The 23,851-nt window shown below is 64.0% G+C and carries 20 protein-coding genes; 9 read left to right on the top strand and 11 right to left on the bottom strand.

Going from position 1 to position 23,851, the window contains the following annotated elements:
- Nucleotides 1-15 precede the first annotated feature (15 nt).
- From nirD to LDZ21_RS17445, 3 genes are read left to right on the top strand one after another with little or no spacing between them, the layout of a single operon-like run.
- Nucleotides 16-357 carry a nitrite reductase small subunit NirD gene (gene nirD, locus LDZ21_RS17455; protein ID WP_035968466.1) on the top strand — a complete coding sequence of 114 codons (342 nt, stop codon included), beginning with the start codon at nucleotides 16-18 and terminating at the stop codon, nucleotides 355-357.
- Nucleotides 354-1,610, top strand: coding sequence for an NAD(P)/FAD-dependent oxidoreductase (locus tag LDZ21_RS17450; protein ID WP_244795032.1), 1,257 nt, complete (start codon nucleotides 354-356; stop codon nucleotides 1,608-1,610). The genes nirD and LDZ21_RS17450 overlap by 4 nt, the downstream gene beginning before the upstream one ends.
- 11 nt (nucleotides 1,611-1,621) lie before the next feature.
- Complete coding sequence (locus LDZ21_RS17445; RefSeq protein WP_404981080.1) at nucleotides 1,622-4,363, top strand: molybdopterin-dependent oxidoreductase; 2,742 nt, start codon at nucleotides 1,622-1,624, stop codon at nucleotides 4,361-4,363.
- 33 nt (nucleotides 4,364-4,396) lie between these two features.
- Here the strand turns inward: LDZ21_RS17445 and LDZ21_RS17440 are convergent, their stop codons facing one another.
- The 7 genes from LDZ21_RS17440 to LDZ21_RS17410 all read right to left on the bottom strand — a co-directional run bounded on the left by LDZ21_RS17440 (nucleotide 4,397) and on the right by LDZ21_RS17410 (nucleotide 13,351).
- Nucleotides 4,397-5,848, bottom strand: a complete 1,452-nt coding sequence (locus LDZ21_RS17440; protein WP_244795890.1) for a heavy metal sensor histidine kinase — start codon at nucleotides 5,846-5,848, stop codon at nucleotides 4,397-4,399.
- Nucleotides 5,849-5,850: 2 nt separating this feature from the next.
- Nucleotides 5,851-6,564: a heavy metal response regulator transcription factor gene (locus tag LDZ21_RS17435; protein ID WP_035968469.1), complete on the bottom strand. Its 714-nt coding sequence runs from the start codon at nucleotides 6,562-6,564 to the stop codon at nucleotides 5,851-5,853.
- An 18-nt stretch (nucleotides 6,565-6,582) separates the two neighbouring features.
- Nucleotides 6,583-8,049, bottom strand: coding sequence for an efflux transporter outer membrane subunit (locus LDZ21_RS17430; RefSeq protein WP_244795889.1), 1,467 nt, complete (start codon nucleotides 8,047-8,049; stop codon nucleotides 6,583-6,585).
- A 14-nt stretch (nucleotides 8,050-8,063) separates the two neighbouring features.
- A complete protein-coding gene (locus LDZ21_RS17425; protein WP_244795030.1) occupies nucleotides 8,064-9,278 on the bottom strand; it encodes an efflux RND transporter periplasmic adaptor subunit in 1,215 nt (404 codons plus the stop codon).
- A 24-nt stretch (nucleotides 9,279-9,302) separates the two neighbouring features.
- Entirely contained in the window at nucleotides 9,303-12,479 is a 3,177-nt protein-coding gene (locus tag LDZ21_RS17420; protein ID WP_244795029.1) for an efflux RND transporter permease subunit, read from the bottom strand.
- 184 nt (nucleotides 12,480-12,663) lie between these two features.
- Nucleotides 12,664-12,930: a DUF4148 domain-containing protein gene (locus LDZ21_RS17415; RefSeq protein WP_244795028.1), complete on the bottom strand. Its 267-nt coding sequence runs from the start codon at nucleotides 12,928-12,930 to the stop codon at nucleotides 12,664-12,666.
- Nucleotides 12,931-13,072: 142 nt separating this feature from the next.
- Entirely contained in the window at nucleotides 13,073-13,351 is a 279-nt protein-coding gene (locus LDZ21_RS17410; RefSeq protein ID WP_244795027.1) for a DUF4148 domain-containing protein, read from the bottom strand.
- Between the two features lie 201 nt (nucleotides 13,352-13,552).
- Between LDZ21_RS17410 and LDZ21_RS17405 the strand changes: the two genes are divergently transcribed.
- Nucleotides 13,553-14,881 carry an Nramp family divalent metal transporter gene (locus LDZ21_RS17405; RefSeq protein WP_244795026.1) on the top strand — a complete coding sequence of 443 codons (1,329 nt, stop codon included), beginning with the start codon at nucleotides 13,553-13,555 and terminating at the stop codon, nucleotides 14,879-14,881.
- 7 nt (nucleotides 14,882-14,888) lie between these two features.
- On the opposite strand, the gene motB is transcribed toward LDZ21_RS17405, so the two are convergent.
- Complete coding sequence (motB, locus tag LDZ21_RS17400; RefSeq protein ID WP_244795025.1) at nucleotides 14,889-15,872, bottom strand: flagellar motor protein MotB; 984 nt, start codon at nucleotides 15,870-15,872, stop codon at nucleotides 14,889-14,891.
- Between the two features lie 29 nt (nucleotides 15,873-15,901).
- Nucleotides 15,902-16,771: a flagellar motor stator protein MotA gene (gene motA / locus LDZ21_RS17395; RefSeq protein WP_244795024.1), complete on the bottom strand. Its 870-nt coding sequence runs from the start codon at nucleotides 16,769-16,771 to the stop codon at nucleotides 15,902-15,904.
- 234 nt (nucleotides 16,772-17,005) lie between these two features.
- Here motA and LDZ21_RS17390 point away from each other — a divergent pair, with 234 nt between their 5' ends.
- Both LDZ21_RS17390 and LDZ21_RS17385 read left to right on the top strand, forming a co-directional pair.
- A complete protein-coding gene (locus tag LDZ21_RS17390; RefSeq protein ID WP_244795023.1) occupies nucleotides 17,006-17,833 on the top strand; it encodes a helix-turn-helix domain-containing protein in 828 nt (275 codons plus the stop codon).
- A gap of 109 nt (nucleotides 17,834-17,942) precedes the next feature.
- Complete coding sequence (locus LDZ21_RS17385) at nucleotides 17,943-18,215, top strand: hypothetical protein (RefSeq protein ID WP_244795022.1); 273 nt, start codon at nucleotides 17,943-17,945, stop codon at nucleotides 18,213-18,215.
- Nucleotides 18,216-18,270: 55 nt separating this feature from the next.
- On the opposite strand, the gene LDZ21_RS17380 is transcribed toward LDZ21_RS17385, so the two are convergent.
- Both LDZ21_RS17380 and LDZ21_RS17375 read right to left on the bottom strand, forming a co-directional pair.
- The gene (locus LDZ21_RS17380; RefSeq protein WP_160174750.1) at nucleotides 18,271-18,438 is read right to left on the bottom strand and encodes a hypothetical protein; all 168 of its coding nucleotides are present in this window, start codon (nucleotides 18,436-18,438) and stop codon (nucleotides 18,271-18,273) included.
- Nucleotides 18,439-18,581: 143 nt separating this feature from the next.
- On the bottom strand, nucleotides 18,582-19,883 hold the full coding sequence (locus LDZ21_RS17375) for an MFS transporter (protein WP_244795021.1): 1,302 nt from the start codon (nucleotides 19,881-19,883) through the stop codon (nucleotides 18,582-18,584).
- 493 nt (nucleotides 19,884-20,376) lie between these two features.
- Here LDZ21_RS17375 and LDZ21_RS17370 point away from each other — a divergent pair, with 493 nt between their 5' ends.
- From LDZ21_RS17370 to LDZ21_RS17360, 3 genes are all read left to right on the top strand, one after another.
- Nucleotides 20,377-21,120, top strand: coding sequence for a response regulator transcription factor (locus tag LDZ21_RS17370; RefSeq protein ID WP_035969285.1), 744 nt, complete (start codon nucleotides 20,377-20,379; stop codon nucleotides 21,118-21,120).
- A 583-nt stretch (nucleotides 21,121-21,703) separates the two neighbouring features.
- Complete coding sequence (locus tag LDZ21_RS17365) at nucleotides 21,704-22,654, top strand: 4-hydroxyproline epimerase (protein ID WP_404980851.1); 951 nt, start codon at nucleotides 21,704-21,706, stop codon at nucleotides 22,652-22,654.
- Nucleotides 22,651-23,799, top strand: a complete 1,149-nt coding sequence (locus LDZ21_RS17360) for an NAD(P)/FAD-dependent oxidoreductase (protein ID WP_244795020.1) — start codon at nucleotides 22,651-22,653, stop codon at nucleotides 23,797-23,799. Before LDZ21_RS17365 ends, LDZ21_RS17360 begins: the two co-directional genes overlap by 4 nt.
- Nucleotides 23,800-23,851 lie beyond the last annotated feature (52 nt).

Genomic DNA, 23,851 nt, shown 5'->3' with positions numbered 1-23,851 from the left:
CGAGAGGACCACACCATGAACGATCGCATCGAACAGGACTGGACGCCCATCTGCGCACTCGACGACATCGTCCCGGACACGGGCGTCTGCGCTCTCGTCAACGGCGCGCAAGTGGCCGTGTTTCACGTCGCGGGCGATTCGTCCGTGTATGCCATCGACAACTTCGATCCGCATTCGCAAGCGGCCGTGTTGTCGCGCGGCATCGTCGGGAGCGTGGGTGAGCGCATCGTCGTCGCGTCGCCGATCTACAAGCAGCATTTCGATCTGCGCACGGGCGAATGCCTCGAAGCGCCCGAGCGTTCGGTGAATGCGTATCGCGCGCGCGTCGCGGCCGGCAAGGTCTGGATCGCGGCATGAAGACCGAATACGCGGTTGCGGCTGCGGCGGGCGTGATGGCGCGTCAGCGGCTCGTGGTGATCGGCAATGGCATGGCGGGCATGCGTACCGTCGAAGAGCTGTTGAAGATCGCGCCCGACCTGTACGACATCACCGTGTTCGGCGCGGAGCCGCATGGCAACTACAACCGCATTCTGCTTTCGCCGGTGCTCGCGGGCGAGAAGCGCATGGACGACATCATCATCAATACGCGCGACTGGTATGCGGCGAACGGCATCACGCTGCATGCGGGCGATGCGGTCGTCGAGATCGATCGCGCGCGGCGCATCGTCCGTTCGGAGAAGGGCGTCGAGGCGCGATACGATCGTCTGCTGATCGCGACGGGATCGAAACCGTTCATCATTCCGGTGCCCGGTTGCGATCTGCCCGGCGTGATTGCATTCCGAGATATACAGGATGTCGAAACAATGCTCGAAGCGGCGCGCGATCATCGTCATGCGGTGATCGTCGGCGGCGGCTTGCTTGGGCTCGAAGCGGCGAACGGTCTGCAGCGGCAGGGCATGTCGGTAACGGTCGTTCATGCGAGCGACAGCCTGATGGACCGTCAGCTCGATGCGAGCGCGTCGGCTTTGCTCAGGCGTTCGCTCGAAGCGAAGGGCCTGCGCTTCGTGATGGCTGCACAGACGACGGAGATTATCGGCGACGAGCGCGTGCGCGCCGTACGCTTCGCCGATGGCACGCAAATCGACGCGGACCTCGTCGTGATGACCGCTGGCGTGCGCCCGAATATCGCGCTCGCGAAAGCAGCAGGCTTGCATTGCGATCGCGCGATCGTCGTCGACGATACGCTCCAGACCTTCGATCCGCGCGTGTATGCGGTCGGCGAATGCGTGCAGCATCGTTCCGCCACGTTCGGCCTCGTTGCGCCGATCTGGGACCAGGCGCGCGTGGCGGGCGCGCATCTCGCGGGCGCGGGGCATCGGCGTTATGTGCAGCGCGCGACCGCGACGAAGCTCAAGGTCACGGGCGTGGACCTGTATTCCGCGGGCGATTTCATCGGCGGCGACGATAGCGAAGACCTCGTGTTGCGTGATCCGCGCCGCGGTGTCTACAAGCGCGTGGTGCTGCAGGCGGGACGTGTGATCGGCGCGGTGCTATACGGCGACGTGAAAGACGGCGCGTGGTACTTCGAGCTGATTCAGAACCGCACGGATGTATCGCATCTGCGCGGGCGTTTGTTGTTCGGCAAGACGCTTTGCGAAGCGGGCGCATAGACAGCATGGATATGAAAGCGAGCATTCCCATCATCCCGAACGTGCCGGCTGCCGTGCGCACGACGTGCCCTTATTGCGGCGTCGGCTGCGGCGTGAAGGCGACGCCTCGCAGCGCCGTCGATGTCGCCATCGCGGGCGATGAAGCGCATCCTTCGAACTTCGGGCGGCTATGCGTGAAAGGCTCGGCGCTGGGCGAAACCGTCGGGCTGGAAGGACGCTTGCTGAGTCCGAAGCTGCGCGACAGAACGACCGGTGCACTCTCCGATGTGTCATGGGACGATGCGGTCGGCACGGTGGCGAGCGGCTTCGCGCGCATCATCGACGAGCACGGTCCGGATGCCGTCGCGTTGTACGTGTCGGGGCAGTTGCTAACCGAGGACTATTACGTCGCGAACAAGCTAATGAAGGGCTATATCGGCAGCGCGAACATCGATACGAACTCGCGGCTGTGCATGTCTTCGTCGGTGGCAGGGCACAAGCGCGCATTTGGCGAAGACGTCGTGCCGATGAATTACGAGGACCTCGAACTCGCTGACCTGATCGTGCTCGTCGGATCGAATACCGCATGGTGCCATCCGATCCTGTTTCAACGCATCGTCAAGATGAAGGAGACGCGCCCGGATGTGAAGATCGTCGTGATCGATCCTCGCTATACGGCGACGTGCGAGATGGCCGATCTGCATCTGCCGTTGAAGCCGGGCAGCGACGTGCGGCTCTTCAACGGACTGTTGGCGTTTCTCGCGGAACACGGCGCAACCGATGCCGCTTTCATCGACGCCCACACGAACGGCTATGACGCCGCGCTCGCAGCGGCCATGCCCGCCGATATCGCGCAGCTCGCCAGGGACTGCGAGCTGGACGCGCATGACCTGATGACGTTTTACCGATTGTTTGCGCGCACCGAGCGTGTCGTGACCGTGTACTCGCAGGGCGTGAACCAGTCGAGCGCGGGCACTGACAAAGTCAACAGCATCATCAACTGTCATCTTGCAACCGGGCGAATCGGCAAGCCCGGCATGGGGCCGTTCTCGTTCACCGGCCAGCCGAACGCGATGGGCGGCCGTGAAGTCGGCGGCCTCGCGAACACGCTCGCGGCGCATCTCGAACTGGACGATGCGCTGCATCGCGAGATCGTGCAGACCTTCTGGCGCTCGCCGCGCATCGCGCAACGTGCGGGCCTCAAGGCCGTCGATCTCTTCGATGCGATCGAAGCAGGCCGCGTGAAAGCGGTCTGGATCATGGGCACCAATCCGGTCGTGAGCCTGCCCGATGGGGATCGCGTGAAGCGTGCGCTCGCGAAATGCGAACTGGTGGTGAGTTCGGACATCATCGAGAAGACAGACACAAATGCGTTCGCCCATGTGCTGCTGCCTGCGCTCGGCTGGGGCGAGAAGGATGGCACCGTGACGAATTCTGAACGGCGCATATCGCGTCAGCGTGCGTTTCTTCCGGCGCCGGGACACGCGCGGGCGGACTGGCGCATCATCTGCGATGTGGCGCGCCACATGAATTTCGATGGTTTCGATTTCGAAGGCCCGCATCAGATTTTCGACGAACACGCGCGTCTCTCTGCGTATCGCAATGATGCGTCCGATGGCGTGCCTCGTGCGTTTCATATCGGCGGACTGACTGGGCTCGATCGCGAGCGATACGATGCCCTGGAGCCCGTGCAATGGCCGCTGCGCGCGAAGGATGAGACAGGCGCCGCTCGCCTCTTCGGCACGCAACGCTTCAGCCATGCCGATGGCCGCGCCCGCTTCATCGCCACACCGCCGCGCGCGCCGGTCAACGCACCGGATGCCGAGTATCGGCTCGTGCTCAATACGGGCCGCGTGCGAGACCAGTGGCACACGATGACGCGCACTGGCCGTTCAGAGAAGCTCGCCGGGCACATCAGCGAATCGTTCATCGACATGCATCCGCAAGACGCACTTGCATGCGGCGTGCGCGAGGGCGAGCTTGCACGCATCACGAGCCGCTGGGGTTCGATGATCGCGCGCGTGCAGCATGGCGGCGGCATGCCGCGCGGCAGCGTGTTCGTGCCGATTCACTGGAACGACCAGGTGGCATCGGATGCGCGAGCCGGCGCCGTGGTGAACCCCGTCGTCGATCCCGTTTCCGGCGAGCCTGAATTCAAGCACACGCCCGTTGCGGTCGAGAAGTTCCATGTGATGTGGCATGGCTTTTCGTTCTCGCGCGATGTTCCCGCGCTCGATACCGTCACGCACTGGACCCGTGTGCATGGCGCCCGCTTCGTGCGCTATGAACTTGCCGGACGCAATCGTTTCGACGCGGCGCATGGGGATCATCGCGAATGGGCGCGTGCGTTTTTCGCTATCGACGATCCGCATGCCGACTGGATCGAATACGAAGACAAGAGCGCGGGTACCTATCGCGCGGCCCATGTGGTGAACGACCGCATCGAGCATTGCATCTTCATCTCAGAACGCCCGGACCTGCCGGCGCGTGCCTGGCTCGCGAGCCTGTTTTCGAAGGATCGTCTGGACGATGAAGACCGCGTGAGTCTCTTGCTGGGTCAGCCGGTCGGCAAGGGCGAGGACACCGGGCCGACGGTGTGTTCATGCTTCGGCGTGGGCCGCAATACCATCTGCAATGCGATACGCGACAAGAACCTCAAGACGGCAGCCGACGTCACCGCGTGCGTGAAAGCGGGCGGAAACTGCGGTTCTTGCGTGCCGGAGTTGAAGAAGCTGATCGTCGAAACAGAGATGGCGCGGCTCAGTACCGTGTGATACGAACGGCATGGATGCCGCGACTGAATCTGTTTAACCCGCGGACCGCACGCCTATCTTGTCGCCACGCGCCGGCGCATGTTGCGGCACGGCGTGCGTCGAGCCGATCGGACGATCATCATTGCCGAAGCGTGCGATGGAGAATGCGAACGTATTCACGCCGTTCGCGCTCGTCGCCGACACCGTGCCGCGATGCATCTCCGCCACGGCCTTGACGATCGCGAGCCCGAGGCCATGATTCTCGCGGCTGTTCGTGCGCGAGCTTTCCGCGCGGAAAAAGCGGTCGAAAAGATGCTCCATGACAGGCGGCGCAATCGGCTCGCCGGGATTCGTCACCGCGACGCGCACGTGTCCGTTTTCACGCGCAATCGACACGGATATCGTTGCGCCCGGCGCGCAATGCTGGATGGCGTTCATCACGAGGTTCGACAGCGCACGGCCAAATAGCGATGTGTTGACGAAGGCGCGGGCGTCGCCGCTCGATACCGCGCGCACCTGAGCGTCTTCGAGCGGAATCTCAAGAAACTCCAGCGTGCGATGCACTTCGGCCGCAAGCGACACTTCCACGAGACCGGTCGCGCGTTCGCCCTGATCGGCGCGTGCGAGAAACAGCATGTCGTTGATGATCGCGCGCACGCGCTCGAATTCTTCGAGATTGGATTGCAGCGTGTGGCGCAGTTCGTCGATGGAGCGATCGCGCGTCAACGCCACTTCCGTTTGACCGATGAGGATGGTGACCGGCGTGCGCAATTCGTGCGCGACATCCGCGTTGAACGATTCCAGACGCCCATACGCATGATCGAGCCGCTCCAGCGCGCCGTTGAAAGACTTCGCGAGGTCTTCGAGTTCGAAGGGCAGCGAACGCGTATCGAGCCGTTGCGACCGGTTGTTGGGCCTCACGTTCTGCGCGTCGCGCGTGAGCCGTGTCAGCGGTGCGAGACCGAGCCGCGCAACCGAATAACTGAGCAATAGCACGGCAACGGTTGCAAGCGCGAGCAGCGCCGCGAGCGCCAGACCGAACACGCGCATCGTGCGTACATTCGGCGAGCAATCGACCGCGACGAACAACTGCAGCGGCGGACGATCCGCGTAAGGCGGAATGGTCAGCGTCGTCATCAGCATGTCGTAGGCGCGGCTTTCGGGCCGGAAGCGCGCATAACCGCCGAGCACATGCTTGACGACGCGGCCCGCGGGCGGCAGGCCATAGCTGAAGCGCGGATCGTTGCTCGTCACTGCGAAGAGCGTCGAGCCGTCGCGCGGGGTGATGTCGGCGAGCTTCTCCTTCGCCATCTTCCACTTGTCCGGATTCGAAGCATGCGAAACGATGAGCCGTGCAATTTCCGCGCGATTATCGAGTGAATCGCGCAAGTGCTGCTCCAGTTGCACGCGCAACACCAGGAAGAGCCCGGAGCCGACGAGCGAAAACACGAACAGCGCGACGAGCGCGAACATCACCGCAAGCCGCCGCGCGATGGAACGCTGCACCTTCATGATGGCCTCGCGTCTTCCCTCGGTTCGCGCATGTCGCGCGGCTCGCGCACTTCGAGCACGTAGCCCATGCCGCGCACGGTGTGCAGCAGCTTCGTGCGGAACGGTCCGTCGAGTTTCGCGCGCAAGCGTTTGATCGCGGTTTCGACGACGTTCGTATGGCTCTCGAAATCGACTTCCCAAACGAGTTCGGTGATCGCCGTCTTCGAAAGAATGTCGCCGTGACGCCGTGCGAGCACGCTCAAAAGCTGAAACTCCTTCGCGGTCAGATCGAGTCGCACGCCATCGCGTGTGGCGCGGCGGCCGATGAGGTCGACGTATAAATCGCCCACGGAAATCAGTGTCGATTCCTGCGCGCGCGTGCGGCGTGCGAGCGCATGCAACCGTTCGACGAGTTCGAGAAACGAGAAGGGCTTCGTGAGATAGTCGTCCGCGCCTTCGCGCAGGCCGCGCACGCGATCGTTGATGTGATCGCGCGCCGTGAGCATGATGACGGGCGTCGACTTTTGCAGACGCAGCGCCTTGAGCACCGCGAAGCCGTCGCGGCGCGGCAGCATCACGTCGAGCACGATCACGTCGTAGTCGTATTCGATCGCGAGATGCGTGCCTTCTTCGCCGTCCATCGCGATATCGACGACCCAGCCTTGCTCGGTCAATCCCGAGCGCAGGTAGTCCACCACCTTATGCTCGTCTTCCACTATCAGGACTTTCATGCCTGCCCCTGTGCTTGTTCAATGTGTGCTTGCCGCATCCGCGCTTTCGACACTATACGAGCGTTGCGCGCTGGCCGCATCGTCGTGTGCTGCTTCATCGACGTTCCATCCTCCGCCCAGCGCCTTCACGAGCGCGACCGAAACCGTGTGCTGCTGGCCGCGTATCTGCACGTCCTGACGCTCGCTCGTGAGCAGTTGCTGTTGCGCGGTGATGACATCGAGAAACGCGACGAGACCGCCCGAATAACGATCGTTCGCAAGCGAAAGCAGGCGCTCTGCATCGACGACGGCGGCGTGTGACTGCTTCGCCGCGCCATCCAGCACCGACAATCCGACGATGCCGTCCTGCACTTGCTGAAACGCATTGAGCACGGTCTGACGATAATTCGCCTCCGTCGCCCGATACCCTTCGCTCGCGAACGCGACGGCAGCCGAGCGGCGTCCGCCATCGAAGACGACCTGGCTGGCCATCGTGCCGATCGTCCACAAGAGACTCGGTGCGGACACGAGACTCGCCAGCGCCGTGCTTTCCCAACCGATCGTGCCGTTGAGCGTCAGGCTCGGAAAGAACGCCGCCTTCGCCACGCCGATTTGCGCATTGGCCGCGGCCATCGCGCGTTCGGCTGACGCCACATCGGGCCTGCGCTGAAGAACGTCGCTCGGCAAGCCGAGCGGGATTGCGGGGATAGGGTGCGCGTCGTGCATCGGTGCAATGGCGAACTGCGGCGCGGGTGTGCCGACGAGCGCCGCAATCGCATGCTCGAACTGCGCTCGCTGATTGACCAGCAATTGCGCCTGCACGCGCGTCGAATCGAGTTGCGATTGCTGTTGCAGCACGTCGAGGCCGGATACCGCGCCGAGATCGTGTTGCGCCGTCACGTAATCGAGTGCTTTCTTCTGAAGCTCGACGGAGCGGTTCAGCACGTCGATCTCGGCGTCCAGTTCGCGCATCGAAAAGTAATCGCTTGCGAGGTCCGTCGTCAGCACGAGCCGCGCGTTGGCGAGATCGTCGCGCGACTGTTCCGCCGATGCCTGCGCGCTTTCCACTTCGCGACGAATGCGGCCGAAGAGGTCGATGTCGTAATTGACGGTCGGCGCGAGCTTCAAATCGCTCTGCACCGTCGACATGCTCGGCGTCGTGTAATTGTTCACCGGGCGATTGCGCGACGTGCGCGAGCGCGATGCCTGCGCGCCGAGGTCCACTTCGGGCAGCGCAAGCGATGAAGTCTGTGCGAGCGTCGCACGCGCTTGCTCGTAGTGCGCGCTCGCGGCGGCAAGCGTCTGGTTTTGCGCGAGCGCCTGCGTTTCCAGCGCATCGAGCGCGGTGTCGCCGAAGCCGCGCCACCAGTCGAGCGCGAGCGGCGCATGCGAAGGTTCGCCGATGCGCCAGTACGAATCGGTCTTCCAGTCAGGCGGCGTTTCCGCGATCGGACGCTTGTAATCGGGGCCGACGGTGCAGCCGGCGAGCATCGCCAATGAAAGCATGACGGCGACGGTTCTCACGACGCCGCCTTCTTGTCGGGCGCCACGACGACATGATCGCCGTCCGCAATGGAATCGCTCGGGTTAATGATGATCCTGTCGTTCTGACCGATACCGCTTTCGATCTCGAGCGATTGCCCGAGGTCTTGCGCGATCACGATCTTGCGCAATTGCACGTGGCCGTTGTTATCGACGACAGCGAGGCGCGGGCCTTCCGAACGAAACAGCAGCGCGTTGCCCGGCACGAGCAGACGCGCGTGCGCCGACGACGGCAACGCGACCTGCACATAGGCGCCGGGCCGCAGGCGTCCATCGGAGTTCGGCAGCGTCACTTCGACTTGCAGCGAGCGCGTGGCGACATCGATCGCACCGGACACGTGCGTGATCTTCCCGTGAAACTGCTGGCCCGAGAGTTCCGCCTGCGTGACGACGACCTGCTGTCCGATCGATACGTTCTGCGCATACGCTTGCGGCAGTTGCACGTACACGCGCAACGGATCGGACTGTGCGAGCGCGAAGAGCGCGCGGCTCGCGCCGCTGCCCGCATCAATGAGATCGCCGACATCGACATTGCGTTGCGTGACCACGCCCGCGAACGGCGCGACGATGCGCTTGAACGATTCGAGCTGACGCAGACGCTTCACGTTGGCGTCGGCGGCGGCGAGGTTCGCGACGTTCTGGTTATACGCACTCTGCCGTTCGTCGAGTTCCTGTTGCGAGACGGCATCGCGCTGGCGCAACTGCTGCCAGCGTTGCAGCGAGCTTTTGGCAAGCACGAGGCTCGATGCGGTCTGGTCGCGTTGCGCGACGGCTTGCGCGAGTTCCTGATCGATCTCGGGCGTATCGAGATCGGCGAGCAGCTGGCCCTGCTTCACTTGCGCGCCGATATCGACATACCAGTGCAGCAGATAGCCCGTGGCGCGTGCATAGATCGGCGATTCGACGAAGCCGCGCAAGGTACCCGGCAACGTGGTGTCGCCGCCGCTGGTCGCCTGCGTGGGTGCGACGACGTTCACATACTGCTGTGCATTTTGCTGCGTGCGCGTGGCGACGGAACGGCCGTGCATGACATCGGTCACAACCGTGCGCGCCGCGCCGATTGCAAGCAGCGCAAGCGTGATGACGATCGCGATCTTCGCGCGCTTCCATTCGAAATTGCGCGGCGGCAGCGCGGGGCCTTCATCGGAATCGCGCGCGGTAATCGCGAGGGATGCGTGGTTCTTTTCTGTCATGTTCGGCAAGAGACGTGAGACGGTTTAGCTTGCTTCATGGTCGTGCGGGTCTTCGTTTCGCCGCGCTTTGCGGGCAATGCGCGAATGAATGCCCGCGAACACGAGCGGCACGAAGAAGAGCGTCGATACGGTGGCGAACAGCAATCCGCCGATGACCGCGCGTCCGAGCGGCGCGTTCTGCTCCGCGCCTTCGCCGAGACCGAGCGCCATCGGAATCATGCCGATGATCATCGCGAAGGCCGTCATCAGGACCGGACGGATGCGGCTCGCGCCTGCTTCGAGCGCGGCAGTGAGGGGCGGTGCGCCGGCCGTGAGACGCTGGCGCGCGAACGAGACCATCAGGATGCTGTTCGCGGTGGCGACGCCCATCGTCATGATCGCGCCGGTCAAAGCAGGCACGGACAGATGCGTGCCCGTCAGAAACAGCATCCATACGATGCCGGCGAGCGCGGCGGGCAACGCGCTCACGATGATGAGCGGATCGACCCACGACTGAAAGTTCACGACGATCAGCAGATACACGAGCACGATCGCCATCGCGACGCCCACGCCGAGGCCGAAGAACGATGTGCGCATCGTTTCGACCTGTCCGCGCACCGCGATCTGGCTTCCGCGCGGCAAGGTGCGGCGCGCTTCAGCGACGAGATGATCGACCTGCCGCGCGACGCTGCCGAGATCGCGCCCTTCGACGCTCACGAAGATGTCGATCACCGGACGGATGTTGTAGTGCGTGACGACGGCGAACTCGCTTTGCGGCGAGAGGCGCACGAGATTTCCGAGCAATTGCGTCGGTCCATTCGACGATGCGGACACGGGCGTGCGCATCAGTTCGTCGATCGACGACACCTGATACTGCGGCGTCTGCACGGCAAGGTTGTACTCGACGCCGTTGCGCGGATTGAACCAGAACCCGGGCGACGTTTGCGAGCTTCCGGAGAGCGACACCAGCACGTTCTGCGCGACATTGCTTGCGGAGAGGTTGAGTTGCTGCAGGCGCGTGCGGTCCATTTGCAGGTCGAGCGTCGGCTCGTCGAGCTTTTGCTGGATGTGCGTATCGACGTTGCCGGGGATCATGCGAATCTGCTTCATCAGCTTGCTCGCAGCCTCGAAGTTCGCTTGCTGGTTTTGCCCCTGTATCTGCACGTCGATGGCGGCGGGCAAGCCGAAATTGAGGATCTGCGTGACGATATCGGCCGGCTGAAAGAAGAACTCGACGCCGGGAAAGCGGTGCGGCAACAGGTTGCGCAACGTGTCGATGTAGTTCTGCGTCGGCGCATGATCGGGAGTGAGCGCCACCTGAATCTCGCCATCAAGCGTGCCGATGGTGCCCGCGTTGCTGTACGAGAGATTGATGCCGCTGTACGGCAGGCCGAGGTTGTCGAGTATCGTCGTGAGTTCGTCTTGCGGCACGACCTGACGCACCACCTTTTCAATCTCGTCCGCAAGACGCGCGGTTTCCTCGATGCGCGTACCGGTCGGCGCACGCATGTGCATGCGGATATCGCCGGCGTCGACGCTGGGAAAGAAGTCTTCGCCAAGCAGAAACACGAGGCCCGCCGACGACACGCAGAACCCGAGAAACAAGGCGCCGAACATGCGGCGGCGCACGAGCAAAGTGCTCAGGATGACGATATAAGCGCCGCGCATGCGCTCGAAGCCATGATCGAAACGGCGATGCAGCCGCACGAAGACATTCGGCTTGCGGTTCGCGCCAGGTGCGTGCGCGTGGCCCATCAACAGCATCGCGAGCGTCGGCACGAGCGTGCGCGAGAGAACGTAAGACGCGATCATCGCGAAGACGACGGCTTCGGCAAGCGGCACGAAGAGATAGCGCGCGACGCCGGTGAGAAAGAACATCGGCACGAAAACGATGCAGATGCAGAGCGTGGAAACGAGCGCCGGCACCGCGATTTCGCCTGCGCCTTCGAGGATCGCGTCGTGCAGATCGGTTCCCATATGCAAGTGACGTTCGATGTTCTCGATGGTCACGGTGGCGTCGTCCACCAGAATGCCGACCGCGAGCGCGAGGCCGCCGAGCGTCATGATGTTGATGGTCTGCCCGAGCGCATGCAGCGCCAGCAGCGACGAAAGAATGGACAACGGAATCGAGATTGCGATGATGCAGGTGCTGCGCCAGTTGCCGAGAAAGAGCAGGATCATCGCGGCAGTCAGCGCCGCCGCGATCAGCGCCTCGCGCACGACGCCCTGCACGGCGGCCTTCACGAAGACGGACTGATCGAACAGTGCGCTGATCTTGAGGTCCTGAGGCAACGACGCGCGCGCCTGCGGCAGGAGATCGTGCAGCGTATTGACGATGGAGAGCGTCGACGCATTGCCGTTCTTGAGCACGGAGATCAGCACGCCGCGATGTCCGTCCTGCCGAACGATGTTCGTCTGCGGCGAGAAGCCGTCGCGCACGTGCGCCACTTCACGCAGATACGTCGTCGCGCCGTTCACCGTGCGCACCGGGATATCGTTGAGGCCCGCAACGGTCGTGGGCGACCCGTTCATGTTGATCGTGTATTCCTTCGGGCCGATCTTTGCGGTGCCCGTCGGAAGGATCAGGTTCTGCGCGTTCACGGCGCTGACTACGTCGGTAGGCGTGAGCCCCTTGGCGAGCAGCGCGCGCGTGTCGAGGTCGACTGAGATGAGGCGCGTCTTGCCGCCATACGGATACGGCACGGCTGCGCCCGGTATCGTCACGAGTTGCGGACGCAGAAAGTTCAACGCTGTGTCGTTCAGGTCCTGTTCGGATCGCTTCGGGCTAGACAGGCCGAGCTGAATCACGGGAATGCTGGAGGCCGAATAGCTGATGACGAGCGGCGGTGTCGCGCCGGGCGGCATCTGCCTGAGCTGCGCCTGTTCGACGGCCACGGTCTGCGCGATCGCCGTCTGAATGTTCGCTGTCGGTTGCAGAAACAGCTTGATGATCGCGATGCCCGGCAGCGACTGCGACTCGATGTGCTCGATGTTGTTCACCGTCGTCGTGAGGCTGCGCTCGTTGACCGACGTGATGCGATTGGCCATGTCCTCTGCAGAAAGGCCCGTGTAGTTCCAGATGATGCTGACCACGGGAATGTCGATCTCGGGCAGCACGTCCACCGGCGTCGTCAGGAGGACGAAAGGTGTAGCCAGCAGGATCATGATGGCCATCACGATGAACGTGTACGGCCGCTTGAGCGCAACGTTGACGATCCACATCGAGTCGTTCGGAGAATGCGAGGAAGGGCGCGGCCGTGATGAGGCGCACGAAGTGTCGCTATGGTAGTGGCCAGGCGCCAACGACAAAATGACCTGAAAATGGCCCTTTCGTCATCTGAGGCAGTTTGAAAGAAAAAAGATCGCACGCGATCGCAAGCTGCACGATCGCTTCATGGGGCAGCGTTCAGTTCGCAGTCGAACCGTTCGTGTCGGCGGGGAGGTTGCGCGGCTTGGCGGAGCGATAAACGCTTGCGCCGGTATAGATGCCTTCTTTGATATCGAGGAAACTGCCGGGATAACGCTGGTCGTCGACGCCGGGGTAATAGCCCGCGCGTTCTGCGCGAATCAGATCATCGACGACTTGCTGACGCGTGAGGCCGCTGGTTTGCGCTGCCGCGACGACGGGCGACAGCGCAACGACAGCGATGGCAATGCGCATGACTGGCTTCATGACGAACTCCTCATACGAAGGGATCGAGAGACACGACTACAGTGCGCGGCCACGTCATCGTGACGCGGCCTCGTTCATTGTAGGCATGCCGGCGCGCCGGAGTTCGCCTGCGACGGCGCTTTCGCAACCAGCGGCGCGAACCTTACTGCGGGGTCTGTCCGGGCGGCGTGGTCAACATCGAACCGCCCGATGCCGACGTGCCATCTGGCGACGCGCCATATGCGTTGCCCGAACGGATCTTCTCTTCGGCGGCCTGTATGTTGTTGGGATAGAACGCGTCGCGCTCGGACGGGTTGTAGCCGGCCTGCTCCAGTTGCTGGAGTTGCGCCTTGACCTGCGCGCGCGTCAGCCCTTCCTGGGCGGAGGCGACGAGCGGCGAAGCGACGAGGGCGGCGACGGCAATGCGGGTGACTAGCTTCATGGCGGACTCCTCAAGCGAGTGACGGGCGATCGCGATATGCACGCCAGGATCACGTGCAGATTCTATTTGTCGGACAGTGACGACATGCTGGCGTGCAGATGGCGCCTCCGTCAGACGTATTGGCATGCTCGCCCTGAAAGCGCGCGAGGCCGGTGATAGACTCGCCTGCTCGTTACGCTTGCCTTTCGCGCCTCTTATCGCATGTTCAAATTGCCGACCACGGCGACCGCGCCGTTCTGCCCGTCCGAAGTCAAAGGGTCCGTCATCGTCGCGCCCGGTGCGCCGCTCTGGAAGAAACTGCTGCAATTCGCAGGGCCGGGGCTGCTGATTTCCATCGGCTACATGGACCCCGGCAACTGGGCGACGGATATCGAAGCCGGGTCGCGCTACGGCTTCAGCCTGTTGTTCGTCGTTGTCTTGTCGAGCCTGGCGGCTATGGTGCTGCAATGCCTGGCCATGCGGCTTGGCATCGTCACCGGGCGCGATCTTGCACAGCTTTCGCGCGAGCGCTATTCGAAGCCCATCGCGAATGCGCAGTGGCTACTCGCGGAGCTTTCGATCATCGCGTGCGATCTCGCCGAAGTGCTCGGCGGCGCGCTGGCGTTTCACTTGCTGTTCGGCTGCTCGCTGATGTGGGGCGTCGTCTTCACCGCGTTCGATACGATCATCGTGCTCGGCCTGAAGGGCAAGAACTTCCGCGATCTCGAGGCGATCATGCTCGGGCTGATCGCGACCATCGGCGTCGGATACATCGTGGAACTGGCGCTCGTGAAGCCGCACTGGCCCGCGGTGGCGGCGGGGCTCGTGCCGTCCATCGACGTGCTGTCCAGCCGGGAGCCGCTTTATCTCGCGATCGGCATTCTCGGCGCGACGGTCATGCCGCATAACCTGTATCTGCATTCGTCGATCGTGCAGACGCGCGTCGTCTCTCGCGATGAGGCGAGCCTCGCTTCGGCGATCCGTCTTTCGCGGCTCGACACGATCGTGTCGCTCGTGCTTGCGCTGCTCATCAACGCGGCGATCCTGATTCTCGCGGCTTCCGCATTCCACGCGACGGGGCATACGCAAGTCACCGAAATCGAGGATGCGTACAAGCTGCTCGCGCCGATCGTCGGCACCGGGCTTGCGGCGATTCTTTTCGCGGTGACGCTGTTCGCTTCGGGTCAAAGCTCGACCTTCACCGGCACCATCGCGGGACAGGTCATCATGGAAGGGTTCCTGCGCCTGAAGATTCCGTGCTATCAGCGGCGTTTGATCACGCGGGCGCTCGCGCTGGTGCCGGCAGTGATCGGCGTGTATCTGATGGGCAACGGGGCGGTCGGCAAGCTGCTCGTGGCGAGCCAGGTCGTGCTGAGCTTGCAATTGCCGTTCGCACTGTATCCGTTGATTCGGATGGCGAACGATCGCGCGCTGATGGGCAAATTCGCAAACGCCTTGCATACGAAGGCGCTCGCGTGGCTGCTGTTCGCCGTGATCAGCGCGGCGAACGCGTGGCTCGTGGTGCAGACGGTGATGGACTGGTTCGCCTGACGCGCGCTTACTTGACCACGCCCACCTGCATGTTCGACTTCGCCGCGACCGCTGCGGGAGCGGCGGATTCGGCGGGCAAGGCCTGATCGCTCGTGGTGCGCCCGCCATCGCGGAAGAATGCGAGTTCGGCGGCCTTGTTCAGCACGAGAATGCTGATGCGGCGATTCGTCGGCTCGTCGATGACGTCCTTGTTGAGCGGGAGCGCATCGGCGAGGCCGCGCACTTGCAGCACTTTCGTTTCGTTCATGCCGCCCGCGACCAGCGCACGGCGCGCCGCGTTCGCACGTTCGCCCGACAGTTCCCAGTTCGAATAGCCTTTCTGGCTGCCCGAATAGGGCACGGCATCCGTATGGCCCGCAATCGACACGCGGTTGTCGACATCGTTGAGCGAAGCGCCGATGTTCGACAGAATCGTCGTCACGTAGCTTTCGAGCTTCGCGCTGCCCGATGCGAACATCGGCCGCTTGAGCGAATCCACGATCTCGATGCGCAAGCCTTCGCTCGTGATCGCGATGCGAATCTGGTCCTTGAACGCACGCAACGCGGGCGTGTTCTCGATGAGCGCGGTCAGCTTCTGCTTGAGCTGTTGCAGACGCTGCATGTCTTCCGCCGCAACGGAGGCGCGCGCCACCGAAGGCGGCACCGGCTGCGTCTGGCTCTTGCTGGCTTCGCCGGGACGCGAGCTGGACAAGTCCTTGCCGCCGCCGTTGATGATGCTGGTATGCGCCGACGCACCGCCTTCGTTACCGAAGAGCGCGGAGAGCGGCGTGTTGAAGTAGTCTTCGATGCCGGCCTTGTCGTACTTCGACGTGGAGCCGAGCAGCCACATCAGCAGGAAGAACGCCATCATCGCGGTGACGAAGTCGGCGTAAGCGATCTTCCATGCACCGCCATGATGCCCGCCGTGGCCGCCGCCTTTCTTCTTGCGACGCACGACGACAGTGGGGGCGAGCACCGATTGCAACGGGTCGCGTGAGGGTCTTTCAGCCATGAGCGTGACTCCTTCGGATCAGGGCTTCGTCAGGCCGACTTCGGCATCTTGGTGGCGCGCACCGCGTCGTCCAGTTCCTGGAAGCTCGGACGGTCCGCGGTGAACAGCACCTTGCGGCCGAACTCCACCGCCACGGTCGGCGCGTAACCGTTCATCGATGCGAGCAGCACCGACTTCACGCACTGGAACGGCTTGGCTTCGGCCGCGCCCTTCGCGTTGAGCAGATCCGCGAGCGGTCCGATGAAGCCATACGCGAGCAGAATGCCGAGGAAGGTGCCGACGAGCGCGCCGGCGATCATCTCGCCGAGCACGGCGGGCGCGGCGCCGACCGAACCCATCGTATGCACGACGCCCATCACCGCGGCGACGATGCCGAATGCCGGCAGGCCATCGGCCATCTTCTGAATCGCATTGGCGGCGACGGCGCTTTCCGCGTGATGCGTTTCGAGTTCTTCGTCCATCAGGTCCTGCAGTTCGAGCGCGTTCACATTGCCCGCCGACATCATGCGCAGGTAATCGACGATGAAGTCGAGCAAGTGATGATCGGCCATCACGTGTTCGTACTTTTGAAACAGCGGGCTGGCTTCGGGCGCGTCGACATCGGCTTCGAGCGCCATCATTCCTTCCTTGCGCGCCTTTTGCAGCAGCTCATAGAGCAGCGCGATCAGCGAAAGGTACTTCTCTTTGGTATAGCCGCCGCCCTTGAACACTTTAGGCAGCGCCTGAAGCGTTTTCTTGAGCGTCGCGGTCGGGTTCGATACGACAAACGCGCCAATCGCCGCGCCGAAAATACACAGCAGCTCGAACGGCTGAAAGAGCGCAGCGAGGTGGCCCCCGACGCCGATAAAGCTCCCGATCACCGAGCCGATGACGAGTACCCATCCGATAACGACAAACATGATTTCTCCGCAAATGTCCGGGCTTGGCGAGCCGTGCGCGCTCGTTCGACGAAACACGCACGGCTCGCAAAGCATTGTCTGCATGGTGCTGGGCTTTTTAACGGCGCAGTACACCGGGACATTAAGGGTGGCTCGCGGAAAGATTTCGAAAGCAGGTTGGCGACGGTAAATGTTACCCGGCGATTTATCTGGCAGGTAATGGAAGCACATCCGCGCTTCATCTACCATCGGCTTATGAACTCGACACCGACAGCCCACACGTTGCGCGCCGCGCCCGCGACCGTCGGCGCGTTGCTGCGCGAATGGCGGCAGCGCAGGCGCATGAGCCAGCTCGATCTCGCGGGCATCGCCGACATATCGACGCGGCATTTGAGCTTCGTCGAATCGGGACGCTCGATGCCGAGCCGCGACATGCTGATGCGCCTCGCCGAGCAACTCGACGTGCCGCTGCGCGAGCGCAACACGCTCTTCGTGGCGGCGGGTTATGCGCCAATCTATCGCGAGCGGACGCTGGCCGATCCACAACTCGACGCCGCGCGCCGCGCAGTCGATCTCGTGCTGAAGGGACACGAGCCGTATCCGGCGCTCGCCATCGACCGTCACTGGACGATGATCGCCGCCAACGCGGCGCTCGAGCCGCTGGTTGCGCCGGCGGATGCGTCGCTGCTCGCGCCGCCGGCGAACGTGCTGCGGCTGTCGCTGCATCCACGCGGGCTGGCGGGCGTCATCGGCAACTGGCACGCGTGGCGCGCACATGTGCTCGCACGCGTGAGGCGTCAGATCGACGTATCGGGCGATACGGCGCTCGCCGCGCTCCTCGTCGAACTGGACGCTTATCCCGCGCCGCCGCAAGCGGCAGACGAGCCGCACGGCGAACCCGACGCCGTCGTCGTGCCGCTCAGGTTGCGCACGGCACACGGCGTGCTTTCGTTCTTCAGCACGACGACTGTCTTCGGTACGCCCGTCGACATCACGCTGTCGGAACTGGCGATCGAAGCCTTCTTTCCGTCCGACGAGGCGACAGCCGTCAAGCTGCGCGAACTGGCCGACGCACGGCGCTGACGCTTACAAAGTGGAACCTGGCGGCGTCGTGCGGATCAATAATGAAATTGAAGCGTGCGACGTCGTGCACGATGCAGTTTTCGTTCAATCAACGCGGAAAAAGGCAGCCATGATTCAGACATTCGAACAAGTGATCGGCGGCGAGCGCATGCAGTTTTGCGCCAGCATCGCGGAAGGCGGCGGGCCGCAACGGGTCATCATCAGCCGGGCGGATTCGGCGGAATCGCTCGTGATCGTGGAGGCCGACGGCATCATCGGCGCGATCAGGGCGGAAGTGGAAGCGCCCGATACGTTCGTCGCGGACGCGGTGCGCAAGGCGCAGCAGGACGCGCTCATCGAGCGTGCGCTGGAGACGGGCGAAGTGCAGACGACGAGCCTTTGAGGCCCGTCTTCGTTCGATGATGCCCGCGCGCGCCGGTGGCCGCGCGGCCATCGCTCTACATGCGCGGTTCGCCGTTATGCGGATCGGCGGGCACGAGCGGCGTCGCCGAATCGGGACCGTCGGGCATGTCGGGATCTTCGGGATTGGGCGCTGCGTCGGGATCGAGCAGCTTGTCCGGGTCCGGCTCGATGGATTCGTCCGGTGAGCGAGGCATGGTCGACATGATGGCGTGTTCTCCGGGAGAGTAGCGAAGGCGCGCGTTCGCGCGTTCCCGGCGAATGCTGCAACGGACGTACCCGGTACGGCCGCCAGACAAAAATGGCGCACCCGACCGCGAGTGCGCCATTGGACGTCGACCCGCGCGGCTCAGCGTGCGGCCGGCGCGTCCTTGATGAACAGCGACGTCAGCGCGCCCACGATGCACAGCGCGCCGACATAGAACGCGGGCGCCATCGGACTCGATTTCATCATCAGCGAGACGACGATCGGTGTGAGTCCGCCGAACACCGCATACGCGACGTTGTACGAAAACGAGATGCCCGAGAAGCGCACGGCGGGCGGGAAGGCCTTGACCATCACGAACGGAATCGCGCCGATCACGCCGACAGTAAAGCCCGTGAACGCATACCACGGCAGGAGCACGGAGGCATCCGCCGCCACTTGCTTGAAGAGCGCGTAGTACGACACGGCCAGCACGCATCCACCGATGAAAATCGTCTTGCCCGCACCGATGCGTCCGGCGATCGCGCCCGCCAGCACGCAGCCGATGGTCAGGCACAGCGTCGCGGCGCAGTTGGCGGCGAGCACCGTCGCCGGAGCGATGCCGAATTGCTTCTGCAGCAGCGTCGGCGTCATCAGGATCACGACGACGATCGCGGCGGACAGCATCCACGTCAGCAGCATCGACACGATCACCGCGCGCCCGTGGTCGCGCAGCACGGCCTTCAGCGGAATTTCCGCTGCAAGCGACTTGCGCTTTTGCAGCTCCGCGAAGACCGGCGTTTCATGCAGCCAGCGGCGCAAATAGACGGAGCACAGTCCGAACACGCCGCCGAGCAGGAACGGCAGACGCCACGCGAAACCGGCGACATCGGCGGGGAGGAAGGTCTTGTTGATGGCCGTGGCGACCAGCGAGCCGAGCAGGATGCCTGCCGTGAGGCCGGCCGTCAGCGTGCCGCATGCATAGCCGATATGACGGCCCGGCACGTGCTCCGACACGAACACCCACGCGCCCGGCACTTCGCCGCCGACCGCCGCGCCCTGCATCACGCGAAACAGCAGCAACAGCACGGGCGCCATCATGCCGATCGACGCATACGTGGGCAGGAGGCCCATCAGGAGCGTCGGCACCGACATCAGCAGCACGGACAGCGTAAACATGCGCTTGCGTCCGAGCAGGTCGCCGAAGTGCGCCATGATGATGCCGCCCAGCGGCCGCGCGAGATAGCCCGCCGCGAAGATGCCGAAGGTTTGCAACTGCCGCAGCCAGTCGGGAATCGACGGCGGGAAGAACAGTTGGCCGATGACCGGCGCGAAGAACACGAAAATGATGAAGTCGTAAAACTCCAGCGCGCCGCCGAGCGCGGCGAGCGTGAGCGTCTTGTAGTCGCTGCGCGTGAGCGAGCGGCCGGCGGCGTGCGATGCGCCGTCGAAAGGTGTTGCCTGCATCGAATGAGAACCCGGAATGAGGAAAGCCACGCGTGCGGCGTGCGACGCATGGAACGAGGCGATGCCCTGCGGGATGTCAGACGCGCCGGGTGAGCGCGAAACGGGAACGACTCGGGCGCGGATATGAAGCCGTCGCCCGCCATCCGCACTGCGCATGGCGACGGAGAGCCGCGGCGCATGCCCTCGCGGCGTCTCGGTAAAACGGCGAAGGCTGGATTTCGGCCATTGTGAGCCAAAGGCGGCATGTTACAGGATGTAAGCCGCCGCTCCACGAGTTTCCTCAAAGAAACGATCGCACGGTTGCGTCGGCGAGACGCATCCCGGTGACATGCCTTGACACTTTCGGACCAATCCGATGGGAAAGGGAAGCGTGGCTGACCAGAATGCCTGCCTGTATTGACCGTCTCCTTTTGTAACGAGACGCCCGGGGAATGCAGCGGCAGTCACGCGCGGCATTCGGCCCATGTCCCTTAGACTCATCAGGCCTGACACTATGCGCGTCGCCGTATTGCAAACCGACACAACTTATCGAAATCTCATCAGCGAGGTCGTGAAACGCCTCGGCCATACGGTCGTGACGTTCGGCGACGGTCTTCTGCTGTCGAAAGCGCTGTCGCGCTCGACGGTCGACCTGCTGATTCTGGACTGGAATTCGTCGGGTCTCTGCGGTCTGGATCTTCTGAAATCCGTGCGCTCCAGCTTTGGCGAGCGCGTTCCGGTCATGTTCGCCACGCCCGACGGCGCGGAGCACAACGTGGTCTGCGCGCTGACGGCTGGCGCGGACGACTACGTGGTTTATCCCATTCGTCCGGGCGAATTCGGCGCGCGGATCGAAGCGTTGCTGCGTCGCGCGTTCCCGGCCACGTCGAGCGCGTGCCTGGAGATCGGACCGTATCGCTTCGACTCGCGGCAGCAGACTGTCACCGTGCGCGGCCGTCCGGTCGAACTGAGCGGCACGCAGTTTCGTCTCGCGCAGCTCTTCTTCTCGAACATTGGCCGGGTGCTGTCGCGCGATCACATCTTCGCGATGGTCTGGGGCCGCGAGTTCCGCGAGACCACGCGCACGATCGACAGCCACGTTTCCCGCCTGCGCCTTGCGCTCGAGATCGAGCCGGTGAATCACTTCCGCCTGCAGCCGGTATACAAAAGCGGCTACCGTCTCCTGCATCTTTATGATGACAGCGAGAACTCCGGCGAAGACCGCGTGGAGCCGGAGCAGGCACGATTCGCCGCGTGAGTCGTGAGACCGAATCAGCAGCACCTTGAGGAATGCCGTCGCAAGACGGCATTTTTCATTTTGAAGCGCCGGCGTGTGGGCCGGGTCTCGATGCGGCGGCGGATCAGCGCCGCGATTTTCCGCGCTAACGGTGGAGTGTCTCGCGCCGGTCGGACAAATATGGAAGCTTCCGGCAGCACCAGTTAGCCAGTAGCGCCGAGCGACGCGGCGCTTCTAATTGGCGATAACCGTCGAGCGTGCTGTTCAGCAGCGCCGGACAAGCGCCCGCGCGACGCCTCTCTGCGCGATCCGCGCACGGTGGTGCCGCATCGACCTGCGCTTCGATAATCCTCTCGCTAATGCGCGGTCTATGCTGAAATCGGCGTTGAATCGGGTGATGACGGCGGGCATTACGCCTTGCGAGATACGCGCCAGCCCAGCTCTCGAAGGGCTCGCCTTGTGAAAGCCGCGCAGTTCGCGTGTTGTGTCTGTGGCAACGCCGATTTCAACTCCGCCGCAAACGCCAGGCGTTATGCCGATTTCGTCATTCAAACCGCCTAGCCGCGCCAAGACGCCCGGCGCGAGCATTTCTACGATAGGCGGCATGAAAACCATCGACATCATCGACTCCCACACCGGCGGCGAACCGACGCGCCTCGTCGTCGCGGGCGGCCCGGACCTCGGCGGCGGCACGCTGACTCAACGGCTCGACACGTTCCGCACACAGTTCGACGACTGGCGGCGCGCCATCGTAACCGAGCCGCGCGGCTCGGACGTCATGGTCGGCGCGTTGCTGTGCGCACCCGACGATCCGGACGCGGCGGCGGGCGTGATTTTCTTCAATAACGTCGGTTATCTCGGCATGTGCGGGCACGGGACGATCGGCCTCGTCGCGTCGCTGGCGCATGCGGGCAGGATCGCGCCGGGGCGGCACCGGATCGATACCCCCGTCGGCCCCGTCGATGCGACGCTCAACGCGAATGGCAGCGTGAGCGTGCGCAACGTGCCGGCGTATCGGCACCGGCATGCGGTCACGGTCGACGTGCCCGGCCACGGCCCGCTGACCGGCGACGTCGCGTGGGGCGGCAACTGGTTCTTCCTGGTCGCGGAACACGGCCGGGAACTCGTGCCGGCGCGCATCGGCGAGTTGACGGCGTTCACCGAAGCGATCCGCGACGCGTTGCACGTGCAAGGCGTCACGGGCGCGGACGGCGCATATATCGACCACATCGAACTGTTCGCGGATTCGCCGCACGCCGGACTCGACAGCCGCAATTTCGTGCTTTGCCCCGGCAGCGCGTACGACCGCTCGCCGTGCGGCACCGGCACGAGCGCGAAGCTCGCCTGTCTCGCGGCGGACGGCCTCCTCGCGCCGGGCGCGGTGTGGCGGCAGGAGAGCATCATCGGCAGCGTGTTCGAGGGCAGCTACGCACAGGCGGGCGGCGATCTGATTCCGACGATCACCGGCTACGCGCACATCATGGGCGAAGGGCGGCTCGTCATCGACGAGCGCGATCCGTTCGCCTGGGGCGTGTCAGCGAGCGCGGGCGCATGACGGCAGATGTGATCGTCGTCGGTGCGGGAATCGTCGGCGCGGCGTGCGCGGCGGAACTGGCGGCGCGCGGCTTGTCGGTCGATGTGATCGACGCGGGCGTCATCGGCGGCGGGGCGACGGCGGCGGGCATGGGGCATATCGTCCTGATGAACGATTCGCCCGCCGAATTCGCGCTTTCGCGCCTGTCCCGCGATCTGTGGCTCGCGCTCGCGCCGGACTTGCGTGCGCGCGATGCCTTCACCCGATGCGGCTCGATGTGGGTGGCGGTGGACGACGAAGAGTGCGCCGCCGCCCGCGCAATGCAGTCCGCGTTCGCCGCCGCCAGCGTCCGCGCGCATCTGCTCGACGCCGCCGCGCTGCGCAAGGAAGAGCCCGCGCTGAGTCACGCGATGCAGGGCGGGTTGGTCGTCGAAGACGACGCCGTCGTCTACGCGCCCGCCGCCGCACAGTTTCTGTTGACGTGTTCGGCTGGCGCGAGCCGCATTCGCGTATCGACGCAAAGCGCGGTCAGCGCGGTCGATGCCAACTGCACGCACGCAAGCGTCACGCTGGTGGACGGCGAGCGGCGCACGGCGGCGCATGTCGTGGTGGCGAACGGCCTGGCGGCGTCGCGGCTCGTCGATGGCGTGCCGCTCGAAGCGAAGAAGGGCCATTTGCTCATCACGGACCGTTATCCGGGGACCATTCGGCGTCAAATAGCGGAACTCGGCTATATCAAGAGCGCGCATCACGCGAGCGGAACCTCGGTCGCGTTCAACGCGCAGCCGCGTCCCACGGGCCAGTTGATGATCGGCTCGTCGCGGCAGTTCGGTACGACCGATCCCGCCGTCGAAATGAACGTGCTCGGCGCGATGCTGAAGCGCGCGTCGCGCTATCTGCCGGGCATCGGCGACATGAATGCGATCCGCACGTGGACCGGCTTTCGGGCCGCGACGCCGGATGGCCTGCCGATCATCGGCGCGGCGCGGCACGACAACGAACGCTTGTGGCTCGCGACGGGGCACGAGGGGCTGGGCGTGACGACATCGCTGGGAACGGCGAAGCTGCTCGTCGCCCGCATGCTGAACGATCAGCCGATGCCCGGCTTGCCCGATCTTGCGCCGTTCTCGCCGCGACGGTTCGTAGTGGCGCACGCCGATGAGTGACGCGTGCGATCCCGTTCTGCCCTGCGCCCTCAGAAACCCGATATTCCGCCCC

The sequence above is a fragment of the Caballeronia grimmiae genome, assembly GCF_022879615.1.
In the GTDB taxonomy this organism is placed as follows: Bacteria; Pseudomonadota; Gammaproteobacteria; order Burkholderiales; family Burkholderiaceae; genus Caballeronia; species Caballeronia grimmiae.
This window is presented reverse-complemented; position numbering and strand designations above follow the sequence as displayed.

What these genes read in the sequence shown, in the direction of transcription:
- LDZ21_RS17385 (WP_244795022.1), top strand. Translation starts at nt 17,943, where the DNA reads ATGATTCAGACATTCGAACAAGTGATCGGCGGCGAGCGCATGCAGTTT.
- motA (WP_244795024.1), bottom strand. Translation starts at nt 16,771, where the DNA reads ATGTTTGTCGTTATCGGATGGGTACTCGTCATCGGCTCGGTGATCGGG.
- LDZ21_RS17365 (WP_404980851.1), top strand. Translation starts at nt 21,704, where the DNA reads ATGAAAACCATCGACATCATCGACTCCCACACCGGCGGCGAACCGACG.
- LDZ21_RS17430 (WP_244795889.1), bottom strand. Translation starts at nt 8,049, where the DNA reads ATGCTTTCATTGGCGATGCTCGCCGGCTGCACCGTCGGCCCCGATTAC.
- nirD (WP_035968466.1), top strand. Translation starts at nt 16, where the DNA reads ATGAACGATCGCATCGAACAGGACTGGACGCCCATCTGCGCACTCGAC.
- LDZ21_RS17405 (WP_244795026.1), top strand. Translation starts at nt 13,553, where the DNA reads ATGTTCAAATTGCCGACCACGGCGACCGCGCCGTTCTGCCCGTCCGAA.
- LDZ21_RS17370 (WP_035969285.1), top strand. Translation starts at nt 20,377, where the DNA reads ATGCGCGTCGCCGTATTGCAAACCGACACAACTTATCGAAATCTCATC.
- motB (WP_244795025.1), bottom strand. Translation starts at nt 15,872, where the DNA reads ATGGCTGAAAGACCCTCACGCGACCCGTTGCAATCGGTGCTCGCCCCC.
- LDZ21_RS17410 (WP_244795027.1), bottom strand. Translation starts at nt 13,351, where the DNA reads ATGAAGCTAGTCACCCGCATTGCCGTCGCCGCCCTCGTCGCTTCGCCG.
- LDZ21_RS17360 (WP_244795020.1), top strand. Translation starts at nt 22,651, where the DNA reads ATGACGGCAGATGTGATCGTCGTCGGTGCGGGAATCGTCGGCGCGGCG.
- LDZ21_RS17380 (WP_160174750.1), bottom strand. Translation starts at nt 18,438, where the DNA reads ATGTCGACCATGCCTCGCTCACCGGACGAATCCATCGAGCCGGACCCG.
- LDZ21_RS17375 (WP_244795021.1), bottom strand. Translation starts at nt 19,883, where the DNA reads ATGCAGGCAACACCTTTCGACGGCGCATCGCACGCCGCCGGCCGCTCG.
- LDZ21_RS17415 (WP_244795028.1), bottom strand. Translation starts at nt 12,930, where the DNA reads ATGAAGCCAGTCATGCGCATTGCCATCGCTGTCGTTGCGCTGTCGCCC.
- LDZ21_RS17425 (WP_244795030.1), bottom strand. Translation starts at nt 9,278, where the DNA reads ATGACAGAAAAGAACCACGCATCCCTCGCGATTACCGCGCGCGATTCC.
- LDZ21_RS17420 (WP_244795029.1), bottom strand. Translation starts at nt 12,479, where the DNA reads ATGTGGATCGTCAACGTTGCGCTCAAGCGGCCGTACACGTTCATCGTG.
- LDZ21_RS17390 (WP_244795023.1), top strand. Translation starts at nt 17,006, where the DNA reads ATGAACTCGACACCGACAGCCCACACGTTGCGCGCCGCGCCCGCGACC.
- LDZ21_RS17445 (WP_404981080.1), top strand. Translation starts at nt 1,622, where the DNA reads ATGAAAGCGAGCATTCCCATCATCCCGAACGTGCCGGCTGCCGTGCGC.
- LDZ21_RS17450 (WP_244795032.1), top strand. Translation starts at nt 354, where the DNA reads ATGAAGACCGAATACGCGGTTGCGGCTGCGGCGGGCGTGATGGCGCGT.
- LDZ21_RS17435 (WP_035968469.1), bottom strand. Translation starts at nt 6,564, where the DNA reads ATGAAAGTCCTGATAGTGGAAGACGAGCATAAGGTGGTGGACTACCTG.